General features: G+C 64.2%; 20 protein-coding genes. 9 read left to right on the top strand and 11 right to left on the bottom strand.

Annotation, left to right across the window (positions count from 1 at the left end):
- Positions 1–223 precede the first annotated feature (223 nt).
- Together U5760_RS15455 and U5760_RS15450 are read right to left on the bottom strand one after the other, a co-directional pair.
- Positions 224–889, bottom strand: coding sequence for an O-methyltransferase (locus U5760_RS15455; protein WP_322012944.1), 666 nt, complete (start codon positions 887–889; stop codon positions 224–226).
- Between the two features lie 8 nt (positions 890–897).
- Positions 898–1,305 carry a VOC family protein gene (locus U5760_RS15450; RefSeq protein ID WP_322012942.1) on the bottom strand — a complete coding sequence of 136 codons (408 nt, stop codon included), beginning with the start codon at positions 1,303–1,305 and terminating at the stop codon, positions 898–900.
- A 412-nt stretch (positions 1,306–1,717) separates the two neighbouring features.
- On the opposite strand from U5760_RS15450, the gene U5760_RS15445 reads away from it, so the two are divergent.
- Positions 1,718–1,993: a hypothetical protein gene (locus tag U5760_RS15445; protein WP_322012940.1), complete on the top strand. Its 276-nt coding sequence runs from the start codon at positions 1,718–1,720 to the stop codon at positions 1,991–1,993.
- A 42-nt stretch (positions 1,994–2,035) separates the two neighbouring features.
- Here U5760_RS15445 and U5760_RS15440 read toward each other — a convergent pair whose 3' ends face one another.
- Positions 2,036–2,638, bottom strand: coding sequence for a PAS domain S-box protein (locus U5760_RS15440; protein WP_322012939.1), 603 nt, complete (start codon positions 2,636–2,638; stop codon positions 2,036–2,038).
- Between the two features lie 188 nt (positions 2,639–2,826).
- Between U5760_RS15440 and U5760_RS15435 the strand changes: the two genes are divergently transcribed.
- Entirely contained in the window at positions 2,827–3,549 is a 723-nt protein-coding gene (locus U5760_RS15435; protein WP_322012938.1) for a hypothetical protein, read from the top strand.
- A gap of 365 nt (positions 3,550–3,914) precedes the next feature.
- On the opposite strand, the gene U5760_RS15430 is transcribed toward U5760_RS15435, so the two are convergent.
- Complete coding sequence (locus U5760_RS15430) at positions 3,915–4,364, bottom strand: hypothetical protein (RefSeq protein WP_322012937.1); 450 nt, start codon at positions 4,362–4,364, stop codon at positions 3,915–3,917.
- Between U5760_RS15430 and U5760_RS15425 the strand changes: the two genes are divergently transcribed.
- The 3 genes from U5760_RS15425 (at position 4,353) to U5760_RS15415 (ending at position 7,964) form a co-directional block, all read left to right on the top strand.
- Positions 4,353–5,963, top strand: coding sequence for a hypothetical protein (locus tag U5760_RS15425; RefSeq protein ID WP_322012936.1), 1,611 nt, complete (start codon positions 4,353–4,355; stop codon positions 5,961–5,963). The genes U5760_RS15430 and U5760_RS15425 overlap by 12 nt on opposite strands.
- A 106-nt stretch (positions 5,964–6,069) precedes the next feature.
- Entirely contained in the window at positions 6,070–7,287 is a 1,218-nt protein-coding gene (locus tag U5760_RS15420; RefSeq protein WP_322012935.1) for a hypothetical protein, read from the top strand.
- Positions 7,288–7,337: 50 nt separating this feature from the next.
- Positions 7,338–7,964 carry a hypothetical protein gene (locus U5760_RS15415; protein WP_322012933.1) on the top strand — a complete coding sequence of 209 codons (627 nt, stop codon included), beginning with the start codon at positions 7,338–7,340 and terminating at the stop codon, positions 7,962–7,964.
- Here the strand turns inward: U5760_RS15415 and U5760_RS15410 are convergent.
- The 4 genes from U5760_RS15410 to U5760_RS15395 form a co-directional block, all read right to left on the bottom strand.
- Complete coding sequence (locus U5760_RS15410; protein ID WP_322012932.1) at positions 7,900–8,118, bottom strand: nitroreductase family protein; 219 nt, start codon at positions 8,116–8,118, stop codon at positions 7,900–7,902. The two genes, U5760_RS15415 and U5760_RS15410, sit on opposite strands and share 65 nt — an antisense overlap.
- 116 nt (positions 8,119–8,234) lie before the next feature.
- The gene (locus U5760_RS15405) at positions 8,235–9,254 is read right to left on the bottom strand and encodes a zinc-binding alcohol dehydrogenase family protein (protein ID WP_322012930.1); all 1,020 of its coding nucleotides are present in this window, start codon (positions 9,252–9,254) and stop codon (positions 8,235–8,237) included.
- Positions 9,255–9,309: 55 nt separating this feature from the next.
- Entirely contained in the window at positions 9,310–9,609 is a 300-nt protein-coding gene (locus U5760_RS15400) for an antibiotic biosynthesis monooxygenase (protein ID WP_322012929.1), read from the bottom strand.
- A gap of 147 nt (positions 9,610–9,756) precedes the next feature.
- Positions 9,757–10,656, bottom strand: coding sequence for a LysR family transcriptional regulator (locus U5760_RS15395; protein WP_322012928.1), 900 nt, complete (start codon positions 10,654–10,656; stop codon positions 9,757–9,759).
- A 163-nt stretch (positions 10,657–10,819) separates the two neighbouring features.
- Between U5760_RS15395 and U5760_RS15390 the strand changes: the two genes are divergently transcribed.
- Complete coding sequence (locus tag U5760_RS15390; RefSeq protein ID WP_322012927.1) at positions 10,820–11,278, top strand: GNAT family N-acetyltransferase; 459 nt, start codon at positions 10,820–10,822, stop codon at positions 11,276–11,278.
- Between the two features lie 16 nt (positions 11,279–11,294).
- Here U5760_RS15390 and U5760_RS15385 read toward each other — a convergent pair whose 3' ends face one another.
- Entirely contained in the window at positions 11,295–13,580 is a 2,286-nt protein-coding gene (locus tag U5760_RS15385; RefSeq protein WP_322012925.1) for a putative bifunctional diguanylate cyclase/phosphodiesterase, read from the bottom strand.
- Positions 13,581–13,946: 366 nt separating this feature from the next.
- On the opposite strand from U5760_RS15385, the gene U5760_RS15380 reads away from it, so the two are divergent.
- The 3 genes from U5760_RS15380 (at position 13,947) to U5760_RS15370 (ending at position 17,393) form a co-directional block, all read left to right on the top strand.
- The gene (locus U5760_RS15380) at positions 13,947–15,089 is read left to right on the top strand and encodes an HPP family protein (RefSeq protein WP_322012924.1); all 1,143 of its coding nucleotides are present in this window, start codon (positions 13,947–13,949) and stop codon (positions 15,087–15,089) included.
- A gap of 85 nt (positions 15,090–15,174) precedes the next feature.
- Positions 15,175–15,588, top strand: coding sequence for a MarR family winged helix-turn-helix transcriptional regulator (locus tag U5760_RS15375; protein ID WP_322012922.1), 414 nt, complete (start codon positions 15,175–15,177; stop codon positions 15,586–15,588).
- A gap of 5 nt (positions 15,589–15,593) precedes the next feature.
- Positions 15,594–17,393 carry a chloride channel protein gene (locus U5760_RS15370; RefSeq protein WP_322012921.1) on the top strand — a complete coding sequence of 600 codons (1,800 nt, stop codon included), beginning with the start codon at positions 15,594–15,596 and terminating at the stop codon, positions 17,391–17,393.
- A gap of 251 nt (positions 17,394–17,644) precedes the next feature.
- On the opposite strand, the gene U5760_RS15365 is transcribed toward U5760_RS15370, so the two are convergent.
- Together U5760_RS15365 and U5760_RS15360 are read right to left on the bottom strand one after the other, a co-directional pair.
- On the bottom strand, positions 17,645–18,889 hold the full coding sequence (locus U5760_RS15365) for an acyl-CoA dehydrogenase family protein (RefSeq protein ID WP_322012920.1): 1,245 nt from the start codon (positions 18,887–18,889) through the stop codon (positions 17,645–17,647).
- A 45-nt stretch (positions 18,890–18,934) separates the two neighbouring features.
- Positions 18,935–19,699 (bottom strand): SDR family oxidoreductase, encoded by a 765-nt coding sequence (locus U5760_RS15360; protein WP_322012919.1) that lies wholly within the window; start codon positions 19,697–19,699, stop codon positions 18,935–18,937.
- Positions 19,700–19,731: the final 32 nt, after the last annotated feature.

Below are 19,731 nucleotides of genomic sequence, written 5' to 3'. Positions count from 1 at the left end.
GTCTCGCAGAGAATGCCAGGGGCACGGGGCCCCGAGGCGTTCAGTCTACAAGGTCGGGCCGGATCGGATCAGAATGCTGCGCCGCAAGGCAGGCCGTGGCGACGGCAGCGGCGGACTCATCATCCGCCGCAATCACGCAAACCTCGTACCAACGATCCAGCACGACAGCCCCGGTGCGAACTCGCGCCCCGGGGCCATCCCGCGTGTAAAAACTACATCGCGCTCAGGCAAGCCGCACCGAAAGCTCCACGTCCTCGGCAAAGGGCAGGGACAGATAGCCGGCTTCCGGCGAGCGCACGCATTCGAGGTACTCCGGGCTGTAATCGGCGTTGTCGGCAACAATCAGCGCACCAGGCCGCAAATGACGCTCGACGAGGCTCAGAATCTCCGGATAGAGCGCCTTCGCGCCATCGAGCAGCAGCAGGTCCACCGTCTCCGGCAGGTCGACACTGAGCGTTTGCAGCGCGTCGCCCTCGCGGATCTCCACGAGATCGAGTACGCCACCCGCCGCGAGATTGGCGCGGGCACGCGCCACCTTGGACGGCTCGAACTCGCTCGTGATAAGGCGGCCACCGCCGTTGTCGCGCAGCGCCGCCGCGAGGTGCAGCGTCGAAATGCCGAACGACGTGCCGAACTCCACAATCGCCCGGGCCTTGCTGCTGCGCGCCAGCATGTAGAGCAGCACGCCTGTTTCGCGCGATACGGCAAGCGGAAAATCCTTCAGTTCTCCATAGAAGTCGAGATAATCCGTCTTGCTGCGCATGAGGCGCGCCTGCTCTTCGGCCGAAATTGCGGCGATGGCCGGATTCGCCATCGGCGAGGCCGCGTCGGCTTCCTTGAAAAGACGGTCGAGCAACGGTGCAACCGGCGCGGTAGTCAGTGTATTCATGTGCGTGTTCATTCGTCGAAGGTGCCCTGGTATTCCGGCGCGGCGTCGCGGCGCGTATTGATCTCGAACATCACGCCGCCCGGCGCCCGGCAAAAGAAGCGCGAGCCGCGGCCATTGTTGAAGACGTCCGTCTCCATCTCGACGCCCTCGGCCTTGAATCGTTCGTACAACTCCTGAACGGCTTCGAAGCTCGGCAGCTCGAACCCCGCATGAAATGCCCTCGGCCATGCGGGTGTTTCGCCGGCGGCATGGTCGATCACCACGTCGAAACCCGGGCGCTTGAGGATATACGACTCGTCCCACGTCCCTGCGATCGTGAAGCCCAGGTAACGCTCGAAGAAAGCCGCTGTGGCAGCCGTATCGGCCGAAGGAAAGCTCAGATGGTTGAGCTTCATGCTCTTGATAAAGTCCGTCATCGTCGTTCTCGCAACTGTGGCGGAGGCCCCATGCCATGACCGCCCGACGAAGTCAGAATATAAGCAAACGCTCACATTTAAAACTCGCATTGAGCGCACGGCACCGAACCGCGCAATCCCAGGCGGGACAGGGGTTTCGGGCTGCCGCGAAGAGATGTGAGGAAACGTTGCTCACATTCGAAACGAAGCGCGCCTCCCGCCTTCCCCCCTCTGATTAGCAGGGTATGACGGACCCACCCTCTTCGCTACGATGATTGCCAGCCGCAAGCGTACCGCCACAAGCGGGAGACCAGCCTGTAGCAACGCAGAGAACGAGTAAAACCCATAGAAAGAGGTATCCGCCACGCGCCGTTTGCGTAGCGATGCTGGACCGTCAAGAGTCGAAAAGACCGTAGCAACCTGAGAGAACCACATGAAAGCACGGGCAGCGGGGGCAAAGCCGGGCGAGGTTCCGCATGGTGCGAAGACCGCGGATGCGGCCATCGCGCATCTGGAACGTGTATTGTCGGTCGCAGAGGCATGCACGATCTTCGGGCAGCGTTACTGGCTCGAACGCGTGCAGCAATTGCTGGCCGCACCCGACCTGCTTCCGCTGCACCGCGACCGTCTGCGTTATCTGATGGAGCGCCTTGCCAGACCGGCCGACACGACGCAAACGTTTGCCGACGAACCCACCCACCTCCGCTGATGCTCCGCCGATACTCCACCCGAATCACACAGGTGCGCTGAGCTATCTTCTGCCTGGCGGCCAGTTTCCCGACGAAAGTTGCTTGAGCCACAAACTCATGAGGCCCGCGCGGCCGCGCACGCCGTATTTGCGAAAGATGCCGGTGATATACGAATGCGTGGTGGAGACGGCCAGCCCCAGCCGTTCGGCGATCTGTTTTTCCGTGGCTTCGGTCAGCAGCAATTCGAGCACTTTGCGCTCGTGCGGCGCCAGCATGACCAGCATCGCAGCCAGTTCCGTATCGCGTCGCCGCAAGTCCGTCACGTTGCGCGCGACGCCCACGCGCAAGCGCTCGTGCGCGAGCCAGCGTGCCGACCAGGTGATATAGACGTCGCTGCCGTCGCTATGGCGATAGCGGTTTTCGAAACCCACCCGCTTGCGGCCCGCGAGCACCTCGTTCGCTTCCCGCAGCGTCGCGTCCTGATCGGACGGCACCACGAAATCGATGATCTGCTGATCGATGAAGGCAGACGGCCCGAATCCGAAGATCTCCGCACACGCATGGCTCACGTAGCGAATGCGTCCTCGCTCGTCCACGAGGAAGGTCGCGTCGGGCGAAAACTGCGCGGCCGTCATGACGAGTTCCAGGGCTTCTTTGCGCTTCATGGCGTCGGGATTCTCCGGTGCGCTGTTGGGTGGGGCTGCCGGAACCGCGATTCCAGCCATATTACGTGGTTGCATCCGCATCGGACAGGCAAATTTCCGGCGAGGCTGGACATTCAACTGATGAATTCTAAAATGCAAACATCCGAAACGTGAGGGATTCACCGCCAGCACGGCAGAGGGAAGACGACATGACCACGAACGCCAATTCGCCGATGCCCGACCCTTCGGAGTACATCGCGCAGCATCTGAAGTCATTCGCCAACCCCGCGCCCGCCGCCGCGCAGCATCCCGGATTCTTCGTGTATCCCCCAGGGCTCGCGCTGGTAGTCGTGCTGTTTGTCGTGCTGGTGGGAGTTGCGATATTCACGGACCGGCGCCCCCCGTTCAGGATCGGTCGAAGCATGACCTTCGGTCAGCGCCTCTCGTTATGGTGGTCCTGCGCCTGGCGCCAGTGGCTTGCCAGCACGTTCGTCTTCGCCGTCTGCTTTATCGCGTTCCACTTTCTCGTGAGGTCGAGCGGATCACTCTGGAACCTGGAGTCGGATCTGGCGGCGCCCCGCCCCCTATGGAGCGCCCCTGGATGGTCCTTCCTGTTTCCCTTCGCGCCCTTGCTGGCGAGCACGCTGATCTACGTCCTGCTGATCCTGCCTCTCGTGGGCTATATGGTGAAAAGCGGGCTCGTTGCGCACGCCATGCCGAGGCCTGAGCGCTTCGGCATGGCCGAGGCAACGCTGATGGGTTTGACCACGTACGCATGGTCGATTCCGGGCAGCCTCCTGATCGCCTATGTGGGCTGGTCGCTGCCGTACCACGCACAAGGGGCGATTCACGCGGTGTGGTTCGTGGCATGGGGGATGTATATCGTGCTGCCGCGGCAGGTGAGGAGGATCGTGCGCCTCGCGGGGCATTGAGGCGGCTGCCGCCGACCCTTCCGGCCACCTGGCGATGGATTGCCATAAACTAATTATCCATTCTCTTAATCCATAAATTCCTGATTAGCAAACATTGCTCAATTCATACGGACCCGTTGAATTTCCACGAATTCAATTGATTCGCAATCGACCATTGCCGATCCATCGAATAACCAAATGCAATCCGCATATAAAGATTATTTGTCTTGATGCATCGCGTCTTAAAGAGATCGAGCGGCGTAAATTCTTTTATAGCCGGACGCTCTCTGTACGGCAGGCCACATACAGTTTTCTGCGGCCCGTCTTCAATGAAAGACGTGATTGAGTGAATCCGTCATTGCCGCTGGCGAAGCCTCAATCCCAGATCACGTACGCGGAAAATCTCCCGTCGCTTCGTTTCGATTCGCTGCCTGACACACCGCAGCCGATTTCGGTATTGCCCCATGCCGATCGAGGATCGCACGATGAACACCATGCCGCACATCACCAAATTCGTGGTTGCCATTCATGGCATCGGCAATCAGCGACGTTGCGAAACGATACGCTCGGCAGCAAACCAGTTCGGCAATTTCATCAATCCCGGATTGCCCGTTCAACCGCTCGGCCATTACAACCTCGGCGGGGACGATCACGTTGTCGTGAGCAAGATCGAAGGCGCCGCCCCGATGAGCGATATCGGCGTTGCGGAAGTTTATTGGGCCGATGTACCTCGCGGCCTCGCACAGCGCGGCGACACGCTCGACGAAAGCAAGGCGTGGGCGAGAACGGTGGCCGGGCGTGCCCGCAGGCTCTATCTGGAGAAGGTGTACCGCCACGGCGCAGCCGGGAAAAACGAAACGGAGTCGCTGCGCCTGAGCGACCAGAAGGAAAAGGACTTCACCCAGGCATCCGGTGTGATCGACGAGATCGTCGAGGGCGTGGCGGTGCTCGAAAACCTCATGTTCCTCGCAGACCGGGCCGGCATTGCCCGGTTCGACCTCGGGCCGCTTCTGGCCGACTACATCGGCGGCGTGCAGCTTGTGGCCGACTTCGCGTTCTATCGCACCGAAATCGTCGGGCGCTTCCACAACGCATTGATTGAAATCGTCAAGCAGTCGGCCAGCTACTGCACGCCGGAGGAACTCGAAATCTATCTGGTGGCGCACAGCGAGGGGACCGTCGTGACGCTCGCGGGGATCCTGGAGGCCCTGCTTGCCCCCACACAGCGGCGGCGTGACGGCGCAAACGAAGTGGACATGAGCTGGATCGGGCATGTTCGCGGCCTGATGACAATCGGCTCGCCGCTCGACAAGCATGTGCTTCTCTGGCCCAACCTGTGGACCGATATCGGACTCCCTTCGCCCGAGGCGGTTTCCGGTGGCCATCGCGAGCCCCAGGCGCCGCCCGGCCTCCCGCCGGACAAGATTCGCTGGCACAACTACTACGATCTGGGCGACCCCGTCGCCTTCGACGTTTCGGAAACCCGGCGCTACCTGGAAGGCATGGGCTTCGATCGCGCCTTTGACTGGACCGATGCGAAGGAATCCGGAGGAATGGCCGACTATGGCTTCAGCCGGTATCTCTGGCCCGGATACGCTCATCTCGGCTACTGGACGGACCCGGCGGTGTTTGGCCACTTTATCCGCAACGTGGCGTTCAGCGAATTAACCGGCGTGCCCGACGCTCCCCGGCCACCTTCGTCGAATCTGGTCGATCGTGCATGTCGCTGGATTTCGTTTGCCATTGCGTTCGTCGTGCAGTTCGTGGCCGTCGCCGTGCTGGTCGGCACGCTGAATCCGTTCGTCGCTCCCGGAAACCAGTTGAGTCTGCTGCGATGCGTCGTCATCACCCTGGGAATGGGTTGCCAGCTTGCCGGGCTTTGTATCGCCGCACGATTGCCGCGGCTCGGCGGTCGCGCCGCACGGAATTTCAGTGGTTTTTGCCGCTCACTGGCGATCTTCGTCGCCGCCTGCGCGATGGGCACGCTATCGCTCTGGCCACGCTGGCTGGAACACTTCGCGCTCACGGACCTTCGTTTGAGCCCGGATTTGACGCGCTTTCTGGAGCAGGTGCCGGATCCGGTCTCGCGCTTCTGGTACCTCACACCCGCGCTGGGATTCGTGGCGATCCTGATGTGCTGGTGGCCGCGGCGCTTTCCGCCCAGGAAACGCTATCCCCGGGCTGGCCGGACGATTCTGGTTGGCTGCGTGGCGCTCCTCGCCACCACCATGGTCACGATCACGCTATTTACGGTCGGCCCGCAATCGGGCCCTTCGTACCTCGCGCCGACACTCGGTTTGCTTGCCTTCGTGTACGCCTGGTGGATCGGTGTCGTGCTGTTCGATCTCGCCTACATCTGGAACGGATACATCAGAAACTCACGCGTCGTCGAAACATTGCGGGCGTGGATGCATGGGCGTGAAGCCGCGCCATAACGAAAAAGGGCTGACTTCAGGGGAGATGCGGCCAGACCGGCTGCGGGCAAGCCGGGCGCAACCGCTGGCACAGCATCCCGCATCTTTGATTGCGAGGGCATCGGTCATGAAAAAAACGACTGCAATGGGCACCGCCGCGCTCTTTCTCTCCGCGTGCTGCTCGAATTCCGGCACGCAGATCTGGCATGGGCAACTGGGAGACACACCGTATATCGCCACGACGGCCGATCTGCGCCTCGCCCTGGCGAGGCCGCGACAGCCGGCGCTCGCGTCGGCAGCTTCGGGCGCCGACGCGCCGGCGCCCGCCAGTTCGGCCTTCGACCCGAACTACACGATCTGCACCGAGCCCTCGCCCGATGTCGCGAAGGCCATTTCCAACGCGCTCACGGCCAATTCCACACTCAGCGCCGAAGGTTTAAAGGCGCTCGGCGCCAGCGGGGCCAGTGCGTCGCTCAGCGAAACCCTCGCGAAAACGCAGAATGCTTCGCTAACCGAATTGGGCCGGCGTCTGGCAACCACGCAAATGCTGCGAGACGGGCTGTTCAATCTCTGCGAGGCTTATTCCAATGGCGCTATCCAGGCCATCGAATACAGCCTCGTTCTGAGCCGATACGGCGACACGATGGTGACGCTGCTGGCGATCGAGGCGCTCAGCGGCATCGCGGACAATCAGGTCAGCGCAACCGCCAGTTCGAACGTCGCGGCCTCCACCGCGGGCGCTTCCGACGCCGGCCAGCCCGGCAGCAAGAAGAATCAGCCGCCGGACAAAGGAGCCAGCGCAGCTTCGGCAGCCTCTGCTGCCGAAGCTGCGCTGGCCGGCGGCACCAAAACAAATGCTGCGGACCCCGAATCAAACAATTCATCGCCGTTCGCGAACTTCGCGCGCTTTCTGCGTCGCACCGGTCTGATGGCGGGCGAGAACCCGGAGATGATCCGCACCGCCGCTGCGCCGCCCGCGGCTTCGGCTGCAGCATCCGCAAGCACGGTCGTCTCCGGATCCGCTGCGTCCAAAAAGCAGCACACCCGCAAGAACGCCTCGAAACCCGCTACTGCATCCGCCGCCAGCGCCCCATCGACAACGGATACGAAGCCCCCTGCCGACGACAAGGCTGCAATTGCCAACGCAATCGTCCAGCTCCAGAAGGCCTATCTCGCGCAAACGCAGGACGCACCGATCGTCATTCTGTGTGCACAGGCACTGGCTGCCGCGTCCGGCGCCGTGCAGGACAATAGCCTCGCCGGCTACTGCGGACAGTACATCAAGGCGAAGCTGACCCCTGCGTCTGCGGCCTCGGATGCCAAGGCAAACCAGACGCACAACTGAGTACGCGCATCGGGGAAGCAAAGATGAGATCCATCGGACGAGCGCTACTCGTGCTGCTCGGACTGGCCCTATCCAGCGCGGTGCTCCTCTACGTCATTCTCAATGTTCAGGAAAAACCGTGGCAGGACATTCTGACTGCCTTGAGCACCTTCACCGCCGCCGTTGTCGCACTGTGGCTCGGTGTGCGTCAGCAGGTTCGGGACCGGCGGCAGGACATGCTCCGCGCAACGCTGGTTGCGGCCTTCCTGCTGCCTCGCATCGACACGGCCAATTCCCGCGTCAGGCGACTCCATAATCTGCTCAACAGATACGACGATCTGGAAGCGGACAGAAGCGCCGAAATCGCCTGGTTCGAAGACGTCAAAGGCACGACGCTGGCAATCGGTCTCAATGTAACGCTGGATCAATTGCAAGCCCTCACGCCACTGCCCGACAACTGCGCATTTCGTCTCGCCCGCGCGACGGCCCTCATCGATGAAATTGCCAGGACTCTGGGCGATGGTCGCGGAGAATACTGGACTGACGAACTGACTGCCGACAATCGCTCGACATTTCAGTCGTTCTGGTCGAAATGTGCGCTGGAAGCCCAACAGCTCCTGTTTCACATAAACCTCAACTGCAAGGCCGTAGCGGGCGAGCGCTCAGCATTAGCGCCTGGCGATACCTGGGGCACTTAGGACGCTCGCGCCGTAGCACCCCATGCGAGTTCACCGAGGAAGGGCTGAAGCGCATCCATTCGCGCAGTTGTTCGATCTTGTCCTGCGGGACCGCGCGTTCGGGATCGAACGCCTTCGTCGAGCGGCGCGTGCGCGCATAGTGGGTGATGTTCACGATGATTTCCGTGATTCATGGCCTCGCCAAAGTTAGAGGCTTCATGCAAATTCATAAGGAATGCGAATCTCAATTCCAGCCTTGCTTCGCATTCCCGTCCCGGCCGATCCGGCGCGTTACGTTCCGAAGCCTTCGAGCACCAGCTTGCCGCGCGCCCGGTTGCTTTCCACCAGCTCGTGCGCCCGGCGCAGGTTCGCCGCGTTGATGGTGCCGAAGCTCTCATTGAGCGTCGTTCGCAGCACGCCCGCATCGATGAGCGAGGCCACCCGGTCGAGCAGGCGATGCTGCTGGATCTGGTCCTTCGTCTGGAACATCGAACGCGTATACATGAACTCCCAATGCAGCGCGATGCTCTTCATCTTGAGCTTGCGGAAGTCGAAAATCTCGGGATCGTCGATCAGCGCGAGATGGCCTTGCGGATTGAACGACGCGACGATTTCGTCGAAATGGCGATCCGTCTGGTTGAGGCTCGCGATATAGTCCACGCCCTCGAACCCGATACGCTTGAGTTCCTGCGAAAGCGGCTTCGTATGATCGATCACATGATGCGCGCCGAGTTCGGTCACCCACTGCGTCGTTTCGGGGCGCGACGCCGTGCCGATCACGGTCAGCCCGGTCAGTTGGCGCGCGAGTTGCACGAGAATCGAACCCACGCCACCCGCCGCACCGATCACGAGCAGCGTTTCGCCGGTCGGCGCCTTGCCTTCGGGCACCTTCAGCCGGTCGAAGAGCAGTTCCCAGGCCGTAATGGACGTGAGCGGCAACGCAGCCGCTTCCGCAAAATTCAGTGCCTGCGGCATATGGCCCACGATCCGCTCGTCGACCACGTGCAGTTCGCTGTTGGTACCGGGCCGCAGCAGCGAACCGGCATACCAGACGCGGTCGCCCGGCTGGAACAGCGTCACGTCGCTGCCGACGGCGCGCACCACGCCGCTCGCGTCCCAGCCGATCACCTTCGGCTGGCCCGCTTCGGGCGCCATGTTCGCGCGCACCTTCACGTCCACCGGGTTGACCGAAACGGCGTGCACTTCGACCAGCAGATCGTGCGGTCCAGGCTGCGGCTCGGGCAGTTCGAGATCTACGAGCGACTCCGGGTCGCTGATCGGAAGATTGCGGTAGTAGCCAATGGCTTTCACAGTCGTTACCTCCAGGTCACAAGGTTTTTCAACCGGGCGCCGTGCCCGGCCGATGCTAAACGGTGCCGCGCGTTAGCGGCTCGAAGTGGTACAGGTCGGGATCCGCGCAGAAGTACGGCCAGAGCGTGCCTAGAAAGATCGGGAAGTCGGGGTGCGTCATGAAGGCGCTCTGCGAGTCCAGGTGGTCCCACTCGACCTCCAGCACGTAGCACGCCTCGTCTTCGCACTGCGGGCCGAGACGGTGTCCGCGATAGCCGGGCTTGTCCGTCAACAGCGGGGCAACCGACTCCCATGCCGCGGCAAACCCGCTCGCCTTGTCCGCGCTCAGGTAGAAGCGCCCGATGGCGATGATCATTCGTGTCCTCCGCGCTGGCCGTATCGTTCGTCACGCCTTAATGATCGGCGATGGAACGGCCGCCAGAAAGCGGCGCGCCGCGAATTCAGCTTCAAATTGGGATTGAAGATCGGGAAAGCGAAGACGGGGACAGCCGTCTGAAAGCCATCAGGCGGCGTAGGCTTGCAGGCGCTCGCGCAGCAGGTCGCGCAAGGCGTTGACGGTGGGGGAAAGCATGCTCCGGTGGGCGCAGACGAGGTGAAGCGGCGCGGTCTCGCCTTCGAAGTCGGTCAGCGCCGCCACGAGGCGTCCTGCCTTGAGATCGCCCAGCACGTCGAGACGCGATTTATAGGCGATGCCCCGCCCCGCCACCGCCCAGCGGCGCACGAGTTCGCCATCGTCGGTGCTGCGGTTGCCATGAACGCTCACGGCAGTCGGTTCGCCATTGCGATAGAACGTCCAGCGGTCGTGCAGCACGTCGCTCAGTGCAAAGCGCAGGCAGTTGTGCTGCGCGAGCGCCGCGGGCGATTCGGGATACCCATGGCGCGCGAAATATTCGGGTGACGCGCACAGCACGCGGCGATTCTCGGGCACGAGGGGCAGCGCCACGAGCGAGGAATCCTCGGGCACGCCATAGCGAATAGCAAGCGCAATAGGCGCGCGAAACATGTCGGTCACGCTATCGCCTATGTGCACCTGCAACGAAACGGCAGGATGCTGCTCCTGGAATTCGTCGAGCCAGCCGGCCAGCACGCTTCTTCCGAGATCGGACGGCACCGAAAGCGACACGCTGCCGCCGATCATCTTGCGCCCATGGGCCACCGCGTTCTGCCCGGCTTCCACCTGCTCGATCACATTGCGGGCGTACTGGAGGTAGCGCTCGCCGTCGGGTGTGAGACGCAGGCTGCGCGTCGATCGTGCGAGCAGACGTGTGCCGAGTTCCGCCTCCAGACGCTTGAGCCCCACGCTCGCGACGGCAGGCGTGAGATCCAGTTGCCTTGCAGCAGCCGAAAGGCTGCCGTTGTCGGCCGCGCTGAGAAAAATAAGGAGGTCTTCCAGTCTGATCATGTGCCGTTGCGTGTCCCGAAAGCCCGAATCGATCGGTAATCGCACTGTACACGAAGCACCGCGATGGGCGTGGGCGACGCAGTGCATGGCGTGAAGGCCCCCGATGCGAACGCGCTATCATCGGCTTCCCCTCCCTCGAAAACCACCTGAAAGGAGCCTGCGAATGGAAGTGCGCGCCGTGAACGAAAGCGATCTCGAGCTGATCTGCCGCCACCGCGAGGCCATGTTTCGCGACGCGGGCCGCGACACACCCACGCTGCGCACGATGACCGCGCACTTTCGCACCTGGCTCGAACCCCGGTTGCGCGACGGCTCGTACTTCGGCTTCGTGCTCCACGAAGCGGGCGTGCCCGTAGCGGGCATCGGCCTCATGACGATCGACTGGCCGCCGCACCCTTCGCACCCCGAGCAGGACGTGCGCGGCTATGTGCTCAACGTGTACGTCGAGCCGGCTGCGCGCCGCCGCGGGCTTGCGCGCCAGTTGATGAGTCTCGCCGACGCCGAGTTCGCGAGGCGTGGCGTGCAGTACGCCATTCTCCATTCGACCGCGCAGGGCCGCAGCCTTTACACGGGACTGGGCTGGGCGGGAACCACGGAAATGGCCAAGGCCATTCCCGCGTGAAGCGGTAAGCGCGCCGCTACGAAACCGCCTCCCGCCCTTCGCGCAGCATGGCGGCATACGCCGATGCGGACACCGGCCGCCCGAACAGATAGCCCTGCTGGCGCTCGCAACCGAGCGATTTCAGGAACGACGACTGTTCGGGCGTTTCCACGCCTTCGGCCGTGACCCGCATCCCGAGCGAATGCGCCATGGCGACCACGGCCTGCGTGATCGCGGCCGAATCGCGATTGTCGGGCAGGCCCATCACAAACGAGCGGTCGACCTTGAGGTGATGGAGCGGAAAACGCTTCAGGTACGAAAGCGACGAATAACCGGTGCCGAAGTCGTCGACGGAAATCCGCACGCCGAGCGCGTTGATCGCGTTGAGCATCGGCATCACGGTCTGACTGTCGTTCATCAGCAGTCCTTCCGTAATCTCCAGCTCCAGCCCGGCAGGATCGAGCCCGGTCTGGACAAGACAACGCTCCACCTGCTCGACGAGCCCTTCGGTGAACTGGCGCGGCGAGAGGTTCACGGCCATCACGAAGTCCGGCGCCAACAGGCGGCGCCACTGCGCGGCCTGGCGGCACGCGTGCTCCAGCACCCAGTGTCCGATCGCGATGATCATGCCCGTGTCTTCGGCAACCGGGATGAATTCGGCCGGATACACGGGGCCTAGTTCGCCGCTTTCCCAGCGCAGCAGGGCCTCTGCGCCAATCGGGCGGCCCGTCTCGCCATCCACGATGGGCTGGTACACGAGCGACAATTCGCCCGAGGCCAGCGCGCGCCGCAGCATCTGCTCCACGAGGAAGCGGCGCTGCAACCGGTGCCGCAACTCGGTCGTGAAGAACTGGAACTGGTTGGTGCCGCGCTGCTTGGCGACGTACATCGCGGAGTCGGCGTTGCGCATGAGCGCCGCGGCATCGAGTCCGTCTTCGGGAAAACGGCTGATGCCGATCGAAGCGCCCAGATAGTATTCGTTGCCCGCCACGGCGAACGGCTCGGCAATGGCGTCGAGCACGCGCTGCGCGAGCGCCACGATCTCGCCTTCGTCGTCGTGGTGCCGCACGGCAATCACGAATTCGTCTCCGCCCACGCGGGCCAGCGTGTCGCTGTCACGCACGCAGCGCGCGAGGCGCTCGGCCACCACGCGCAGCAGCACGTCGCCCGCCTCGTGACCGCCCGTGTCGTTCACCTTCTTGAAGCCGTCCAGATCGACGAAGAGCAGTGCGAGGCGCGGGCCGCCCTCACCGGTATCGAGCAGATCGTGCATGCAGTCCGCCAGATACGTGCGGTTATAGAGGCCCGTGAGCGGATCGCGGGTGGCCAGATAGCGCAATTGCTGCTGCGCTTCGCGCACCGCGCCGATATCGGTGAACGAAACCACCACGGAAGCCGCCTCGGCCTCGCCCGGCCGGAAGATCGGCAGCACGTTCTCCGTCACCCAGACCACCTCGCCGCTCGCGAGCTCGAGCCCCGCCGTCTGGCCGATCACCGGCTTGCCGGTGCGCAGCGCGCGCAGGCTCGGGCGCTGCGCGTGGCGCATGGGCAGCCCGTTGTCGTCGAGCACACGCGGAATCACGTTCAGGATGCTTTGACCGATTGCGTCGTCGGGCAGCTGCAGGATGCGGCGCGCACTGCGGTTGCATGCGAGCACGGTGTCGTCGCGCGACTGCACGACGATCCCCTCGTTCAGATGATCGACTACGAGACGGTGGTGCTCTTCGCTCTGCGAGAGCCGCTCGGCGATGGTCTGCTGGTTGAGCATGGCCGCCGCGCTCAGGGCGATGTCGCGCAGCAGCGCTTCCTCGGCCTCGCTCGGCCGCCAGGGCGTGCGCTGATACACGGCGAGCGCGCCCAGCACGCCGCCGGCTTCGTTGTCGAGCGGCATCGTCCAGCAGGCGCGCACGCCGCTCGCCAGCGCAATGCGTGCGTACTCGCCCCAGCCGGTGTCCTCGATAAAATCCTCGACGGTCACCACGCGGTTCTCGTACATCGCCGTGCCCGACGGGCTGCTGCCCGGCCCTACCGGCGAGCCGTCGAACTCGCGGTGGTAATGCTCGGGCAACGACGGCGCGCTGCCCACGCGCAAATGCCTCCCGTCTGCGTCGAGCAGCAGGATGGAACATGCCGAGCCCTTGCCCAGCAGGCGCTCGGCGCGCCGGCACACCTCGGCGAGCAGTTCGGGCAACGGCATGCTGCGTGCAATGAGCTTGAGCATGCCGCGCTCGAGCGCGAACGCCTCTTCCGAGGAACCTTCAACCTGGTGCGCGCCGCCTGGCTGCGCACCGCCCGTGCCATCCGCCCTTTCCGAATAGCCCATCACCGCGCTTATCTCCCGGCGCAGCGGCCTGACCGAACCGCCGCGCATGTTCGTGCGTTCTCAGTGCGTGTCGTTCGTGCGTTGCCACACCCGCCAATCGCGGGTCTCTCCTCTGCAATATCGGCACGGCGCCCGACTTCTTGACCACCTGAACTCGCCGCCGCGATCCATCCCGCATTTCCCATCGCATTTCCCATCGTTACCTGTCGTTCGCCATGACGGTCCGATGCGGGTGTACGGGCCGATATATCATGTTGCGATATAATTTCGCCGCTGCCGGGAAACGGGCGTTTGCCGCCGATACTCAATATCGTGCGTCGTCCGCCCCTTCCAGATTGCTTTCACTTCTTTATTCCAGCCTTCACCGTGCCACGCGCCAACCTCGTCCGCCACCTTGCCGCCTTCGCCCCCGCCCCTGTTGCGCTGCCCTGGCGGGAACGGCTGCGTTCGAGCCTCGGCGCGCTCTTCGGCATCGCGCTGACCGGCGGCCTCGCCCACTGGCTGATCGGCCCGGTCGCGAGCATTCCGTTCCTGATCGCGCCGATGGGGGCATCGGCGGTCCTGCTCTTCGCCGTGCCCGCCAGCCCGCTCGCGCAACCCTGGTCGATCCTGGGCGGCAACCTCGTTTCGGCCGCCGTGGGCGTTACCTGCGCGCTCCTGATTGCCGATCCGGTGGCCGCGGCCGCCACGGCCGCCGCCGTTTCCGTTGCCGCCATGTTTGCATTGCGCTGCGTGCATCCGCCCTCGGGGGCCGTTGCGTTGACGGCCGTGCTGGGCGGCCCCGCGGTTCACGCGCTTGGGTATGCGTTCGTGATCGAACCCGTCGCACTCCAGTCGGCCATCCTGCTGGGTTCGGCGCTCGTCTATCACGCCGCCACCGGCCACCGCTATCCGCATGCGCCGGCCAGATCCGCAGCGCCAGTACAGTCCGGCTTCTCGCGCGCCGACCTGGAGGCGCTCCTGCGCGCACGCGACGAATGGCTGGACATCGACCCCGCCGATCTCGAAGCGCTGCTGCGCGAAGCCGGCATTCGCGCCTATGCCCGCAGCTTCGGCGAAATCGCCTGCGCCGACGTCATGACACGCGATGTCGTCAGCATCGGACCGCACACGACGGTGCGCGAAGCCCGCCGGCTGCTGCGCCGCCACGACGTGAAAGCGCTGCCCGTGATCGACGCGCAGCGCCGCGTGAAGGGCATCGTCACGCGCGCCGATCTCGCGGACGATCACACGCACCACCCGGGCCGGCTGCTGGCGAGCCGCCTCGCGCGTTTCCTCGCTCCGCGCGCGGGGCTCAACGATCCCGTGGACACGCTCATGAGCGCGCCAGTCCGCACGGTAGCGGCCACGATGCCGATCGCGGAGCTGGTGCCCCTCTTCGCGGGCCGCGGCCATCACCACGTGCCCGTGGTGGATGCCGAGGACCGGCTAACCGGCATCGTCACGCAGGCCGATCTGATTTCGGGCCTCTACCGTCAATCCCAGGCACGCGCGCCACTGGGCGCCTGACACCGAACGCGCATCCGGGCGACCTGTACGCTCATGTATCACGTTGTGATACATTCGCGTTTTACCCATCTCGATCGATCCGCCGATGAAAAAGCGCACGCGCGACCTGAACAAAGCCGATTTCGAGCAGCTATCGGAGTTCCGCTACCAGATGCGGCGCTTCGAACGCTTCTCCGAACAGGCCGCCCAGGCCGAAGGCATCACGCCGCTGCAATACCTGCTCCTGCTGCACATGAAAGGCTACCCGGGCCGCGAGTGGGCCACTATCGGAGAGCTGGCCGAGCGCCTGCAGGCGCAGCACCACGGAGCGGTGGCGCTGGTCTCGCGCTGCGAAGCGCTCGATCTCGTGGAGCGCCGCGTCAGCGAGCGCGACCGCCGCCAGGTGGAAGTGCATCTGCTGCCAGCGGGAGAAAAGCTGCTCGCGCGCCTCGCCGAGTTGCACCGCGCCGAACTGCGTTCGCTGGAAGGCGCCTTCACGATTCCCCAGATCGACCTGTGACCGCCATGTCCCACGCCTCCCGCAAACGCGATCACAAGCGCGACTTTTCCGCCAACGCGCGGCTGCCCGGCATTGCCGCGCTCGCGGCCGGCATCGGCCTCGCGGCGACCTTCGCCGCCTACGTGCTGCTGAGCCTCATCCACCTTTTCACAAATCTGTTCTTCTTCGGCCGCTTCTCGTTCGCGGACCACTCGCCCGCGCACAACACGCTCGGGCTCTGGGTCATCCTGATCCCGGCCGCGGGCGGATTGGTCGTCGGCTTGATGGCGCGCTACGGTTCCGAGCGCATCCGCGGCCACGGCATACCCGAAGCGATCGAAGCGATCCTGTTCGGCAAGAGCCGCATGTCGCCGAAAGTGGCGGTGCTCAAGCCGCTTTCGTCCGGCATCGCCATCGGCAGCGGCGGACCGTTCGGTGCCGAAGGGCCGATCATCATGACCGGCGGCGCCATCGGCTCGCTCATCGCGCAATGCGTGAAGGTCACTGCCGCCGAACGCAAGACACTGCTCGTGGCCGGCGCGGCCGCCGGCATGACCGCCGTGTTCGGCACACCCGTGGCCGCCGTGCTGCTGGCCGTCGAATTGCTGCTGTTCGAATGGCGGCCGCGCAGCTTCCTGCCCGTTGCCGTGGCGTGCGCGGTGGCGGGCTTCGCGCGCGCCGCATTCTTCGGCGTCGAGCCATTGTTCGCACTGCAAACTGCTCCGCCGCATGCGCTCGCGCTCGGCTCGTGCGTGCTTGCGGGCCTGCTTTCGGGCGCACTGGCCTGCGGCTTGTCGAGTGCGCTCTACAAGGTCGAAGACCTGTTCGGGCGGCTGCCGCTGCACTGGAGCTGGTGGCCCGCACTGGGCGGTCTCGTGGTGGGCATAGGCGGATACTTCGAGCCGCGTGCGCTGGGCGTGGGCTACGACGTGATCGGCGACCTCCTGCATCAGCAGATCTTCTGGCAGATGGCGCTCGGCATCCTCGTCGTGAAGGCCATCATCTGGGTCGTCGCGCTGGGATCCGGCACCTCGGGCGGTGTGCTCGCCCCGCTGCTCATGCTGGGCGCAGGACTGGGCGCCGTGCTCGGCCATGTGCTGCCCGGCGCGGACCCCGCGATGTGGCCGCTCGTCTGCATGGCCGCCACGCTCGGCGCAACATTGGGCGCACCGCTCACGGCCATCGTTTTCGCCTTCGGCCTCACCCACGACAGCAATGCGCTGCTGCCGCTGCTCGCGGCCACGCTGGTTGCGCATGGCTTCGCCACCGTGGTGATGCGGCGCTCGATCATGACCGAAAAAATCGCGCGACGCGGCTATCACATCTACCGGGAGTACGGGGTCGATCCGCTCGAACGCCATTACGTGGATGAGGTCATGTCGCACGAGGTGGAAACGATCGATGCGGACACAACCGTTCGCGAAGCGCTTGCTACCTACTTCGGTCCGGCGCAGACGCGTCGTGCCTGGCCCGTGGTGCGCGCGGGCGCGATACTCGGCATGGTGGACCGCGCGGTGCTCGAGCGCTACGCGCGCGATGCGCTCGACGCCACGCTCGGTGCGCTGCTCGGACAACGCGCGCCCGATGTAGCGTTGCCCGAGGAAACGTGCCGCCAGGTGGCGACGCGGCTGGCAGTTCATGGGCTCGAGCGCCTGCCCGTAGTGGACAACCGCGAGACGATGCGGCTGGTGGGCATCGTCTCGCGCAGCGATCTCGTCAAGCTCTCGCTGGCGCACTTCGAGGACGAACACAAGAAGGAACGGTTCCGGCGCTTGCCGCTGGGCGCCCCGAAACGGCGGTTCCCGCCGGTGCGCAAGACCGGCTGAGGGCACAGCGATAGCGTGGGTGAGAAAAGAAAGTGACATAAACGCCCCGGTGCTGGAGGCGCTTTAGCGTGTTGATAGCGCTTTTCCGTCAAGATACACGCTCTGCCTACCAACTGGGGCCTCGCTTGACCGTTAGTTGCAAATCTATAGACGAGACGCACTGCTCCGATAGCCCCGTACCCTGATAGCCTGATAGACAGCAAAACGCCCTCGCCAGACCTGGCGAGGGCGCGGCACACACGCAGAACGTATTACGCGTGCGGCGTGAGGTAAGGATTGTCGCTGCCCGGCTCGTACTGCCGCTCCTTGACCTCCATGCGGGCGATGCTCTGGAGATGAACCTCATCCGGGCCGTCGGCGAAGCGCAGCGCGCGGCCCCAGGTCCAGCTATCGGCCAGCGGCGTATCGGGGCTCAGCCCCATCGCGCCGAAGGTCTGGATTGCCCGTTCGCAAACCGCGGTGTGCACGCCGGGCACCAGCGCCTTGATCATCGCGATCTCCTTGCGCGCCGCCTTCGCTCCCACGTTGTCGATCATCCAGGCGGCTTTCAGCACGAACAGCCTGGCCTGATCGATTTCGATGCGCGACTTCGCGATCCACTCGCCGACGGGCCCATGCTGGTAGAGCTTCTTGCCGAACGCGGTGCGCGACTGGGCACGCTCCACCATCAATTCGAGCGCCAGTTCCGCAGCGCCGATCGAGCGCATGCAGTGGTGAATGCGGCCCGGTCCGAGACGCGCCTGGGCCAGCGCAAAGCCGCTGCCTTCTTCGCCGAGCAGATTCGAGCGCGGCACGCGCACGCCCTTGAACTCGATCTCGCAGTGCCCTTCGGGCGCGACGTGATTGACCACGGTGATGTTGCGCACGATCGTGACACCCGGTGTGTCGCGGGGCACCAGCACCATGCTCTGCTGGCCGTGGCTCGGTGCGTCCGGATCCGTCTTGCCCATCACGATGAAGAGCTGGCAGTTCGGGTGCGCCGCGTTCGTGATGAACCATTTGCGGCCGTCGATCACATAGTCGTCGCCGTCACGGCGAATCGACGTGGTGATATTGGTGGCGTCCGAAGAGGCCACGGCCGGCTCGGTCATCGCAAACGCGGAGCGGATCCTGCCTTCGAGCAGCGGCTTGAGCCACCGTTCGCGCTGGGCCGGTGTGGCGAACATATGGAGCAGTTCCATGTTGCCCGTATCCGGCGCGTTGCAGTTGAACACCTCCGAGGCCCACGACACCCGGCCCATGATCTCCGCGAGCGGCGCATATTCGAGGTTGCTCAGGCGCGTGCCGGGCTCGTCGTCGCGCAGGTGCGGCAGGAAGAGATTCCAGAGCCCCGCTTCTCGCGCCTCGTCTTTCAGTTGCTCCATGAAGGAGACCGGATACTGCCCGGCATTCACTTCCTCGTGCCATTGGCGGATGCGCGGAACGATGTGCTTGTCCATGAACGCGCGCAGTTGAGTGCGCAACGATTCGACCTTCTCGCTATATGCAAAGTCCATTTGTCCTTCTCCTGTCCTGAAGTTCGGCGTCGATCCACCCTGCGGCTAGATCGTCAGCCCGCCGTCCACAACGATGCACTCGCCGTTGGTATAGCTCGCCGCGTCGGAGACGAGATAGAGCACCGTGCCGGCCATTTCGCGCGGCTCCGCGTGACGGCGCAGCGGAATCTGGGCCATCCAGCTCTCGTACAGCCGTTGGTCCTCGAACAGCGCTCCGGCAAAGCGGGTCTTGGTCAAACCGGGCAGCAGCGCATTCACGCGGATGCCGAGCGGTCCGCACTCCTTCGCGAACGCACGCGTCATGTTGACGACAGCGGCCTTGGTGATCGAGTAGATGCCCTGCTTGTCGCCGGGCTGCAAGGCGTTGACCGAGGCCGTATTGACAATCGACCCGCCGCCGTTCTCGCGCATCAGCTTGCCGCCCTCGACGGACATGAAGAAGTAGCCGCGCAGATTGACTTCCACGGTCTTTTCGAACGCGGACAGATCCGTATCGAGAATGTGGCCGAAGTACGGATTCGCGGCGGCGTTGTTGACGAGAATGTCGAGGCGCCCGTGGCGCGCGCGAATGTGCTGGAAGATCGCGTGGATGTCTTCGAGACGCCCCACGTGGCACGCGAATGCCTCCGCGCTGCCGCCCGCGTCCCGGATCGCGCCGACAACGCCCTCGCAATCGGCCAGCTTGCGGCTCGACACGATGACGTGCGCGCCCTGCTCCGCCAGCAGCTTCGCAATCTCTTCGCCGATACCGCGGCTCGCGCCCGTGACGAGCGCGATCTTTCCCTGAAGATCAAATAATTTCGTAGTCACAATCAACCTCGTCAGATAAGCGCACAACAAGG

Origin of the sequence: Paraburkholderia sp. J12, assembly GCF_905220215.1 — a bacterium.
Taxonomy (GTDB): domain Bacteria; phylum Pseudomonadota; class Gammaproteobacteria; order Burkholderiales; family Burkholderiaceae; genus Paraburkholderia.
The sequence above is the reverse complement of the archived record's forward strand: the minus strand, read 5'-3'. Positions and strand labels throughout refer to the sequence as shown.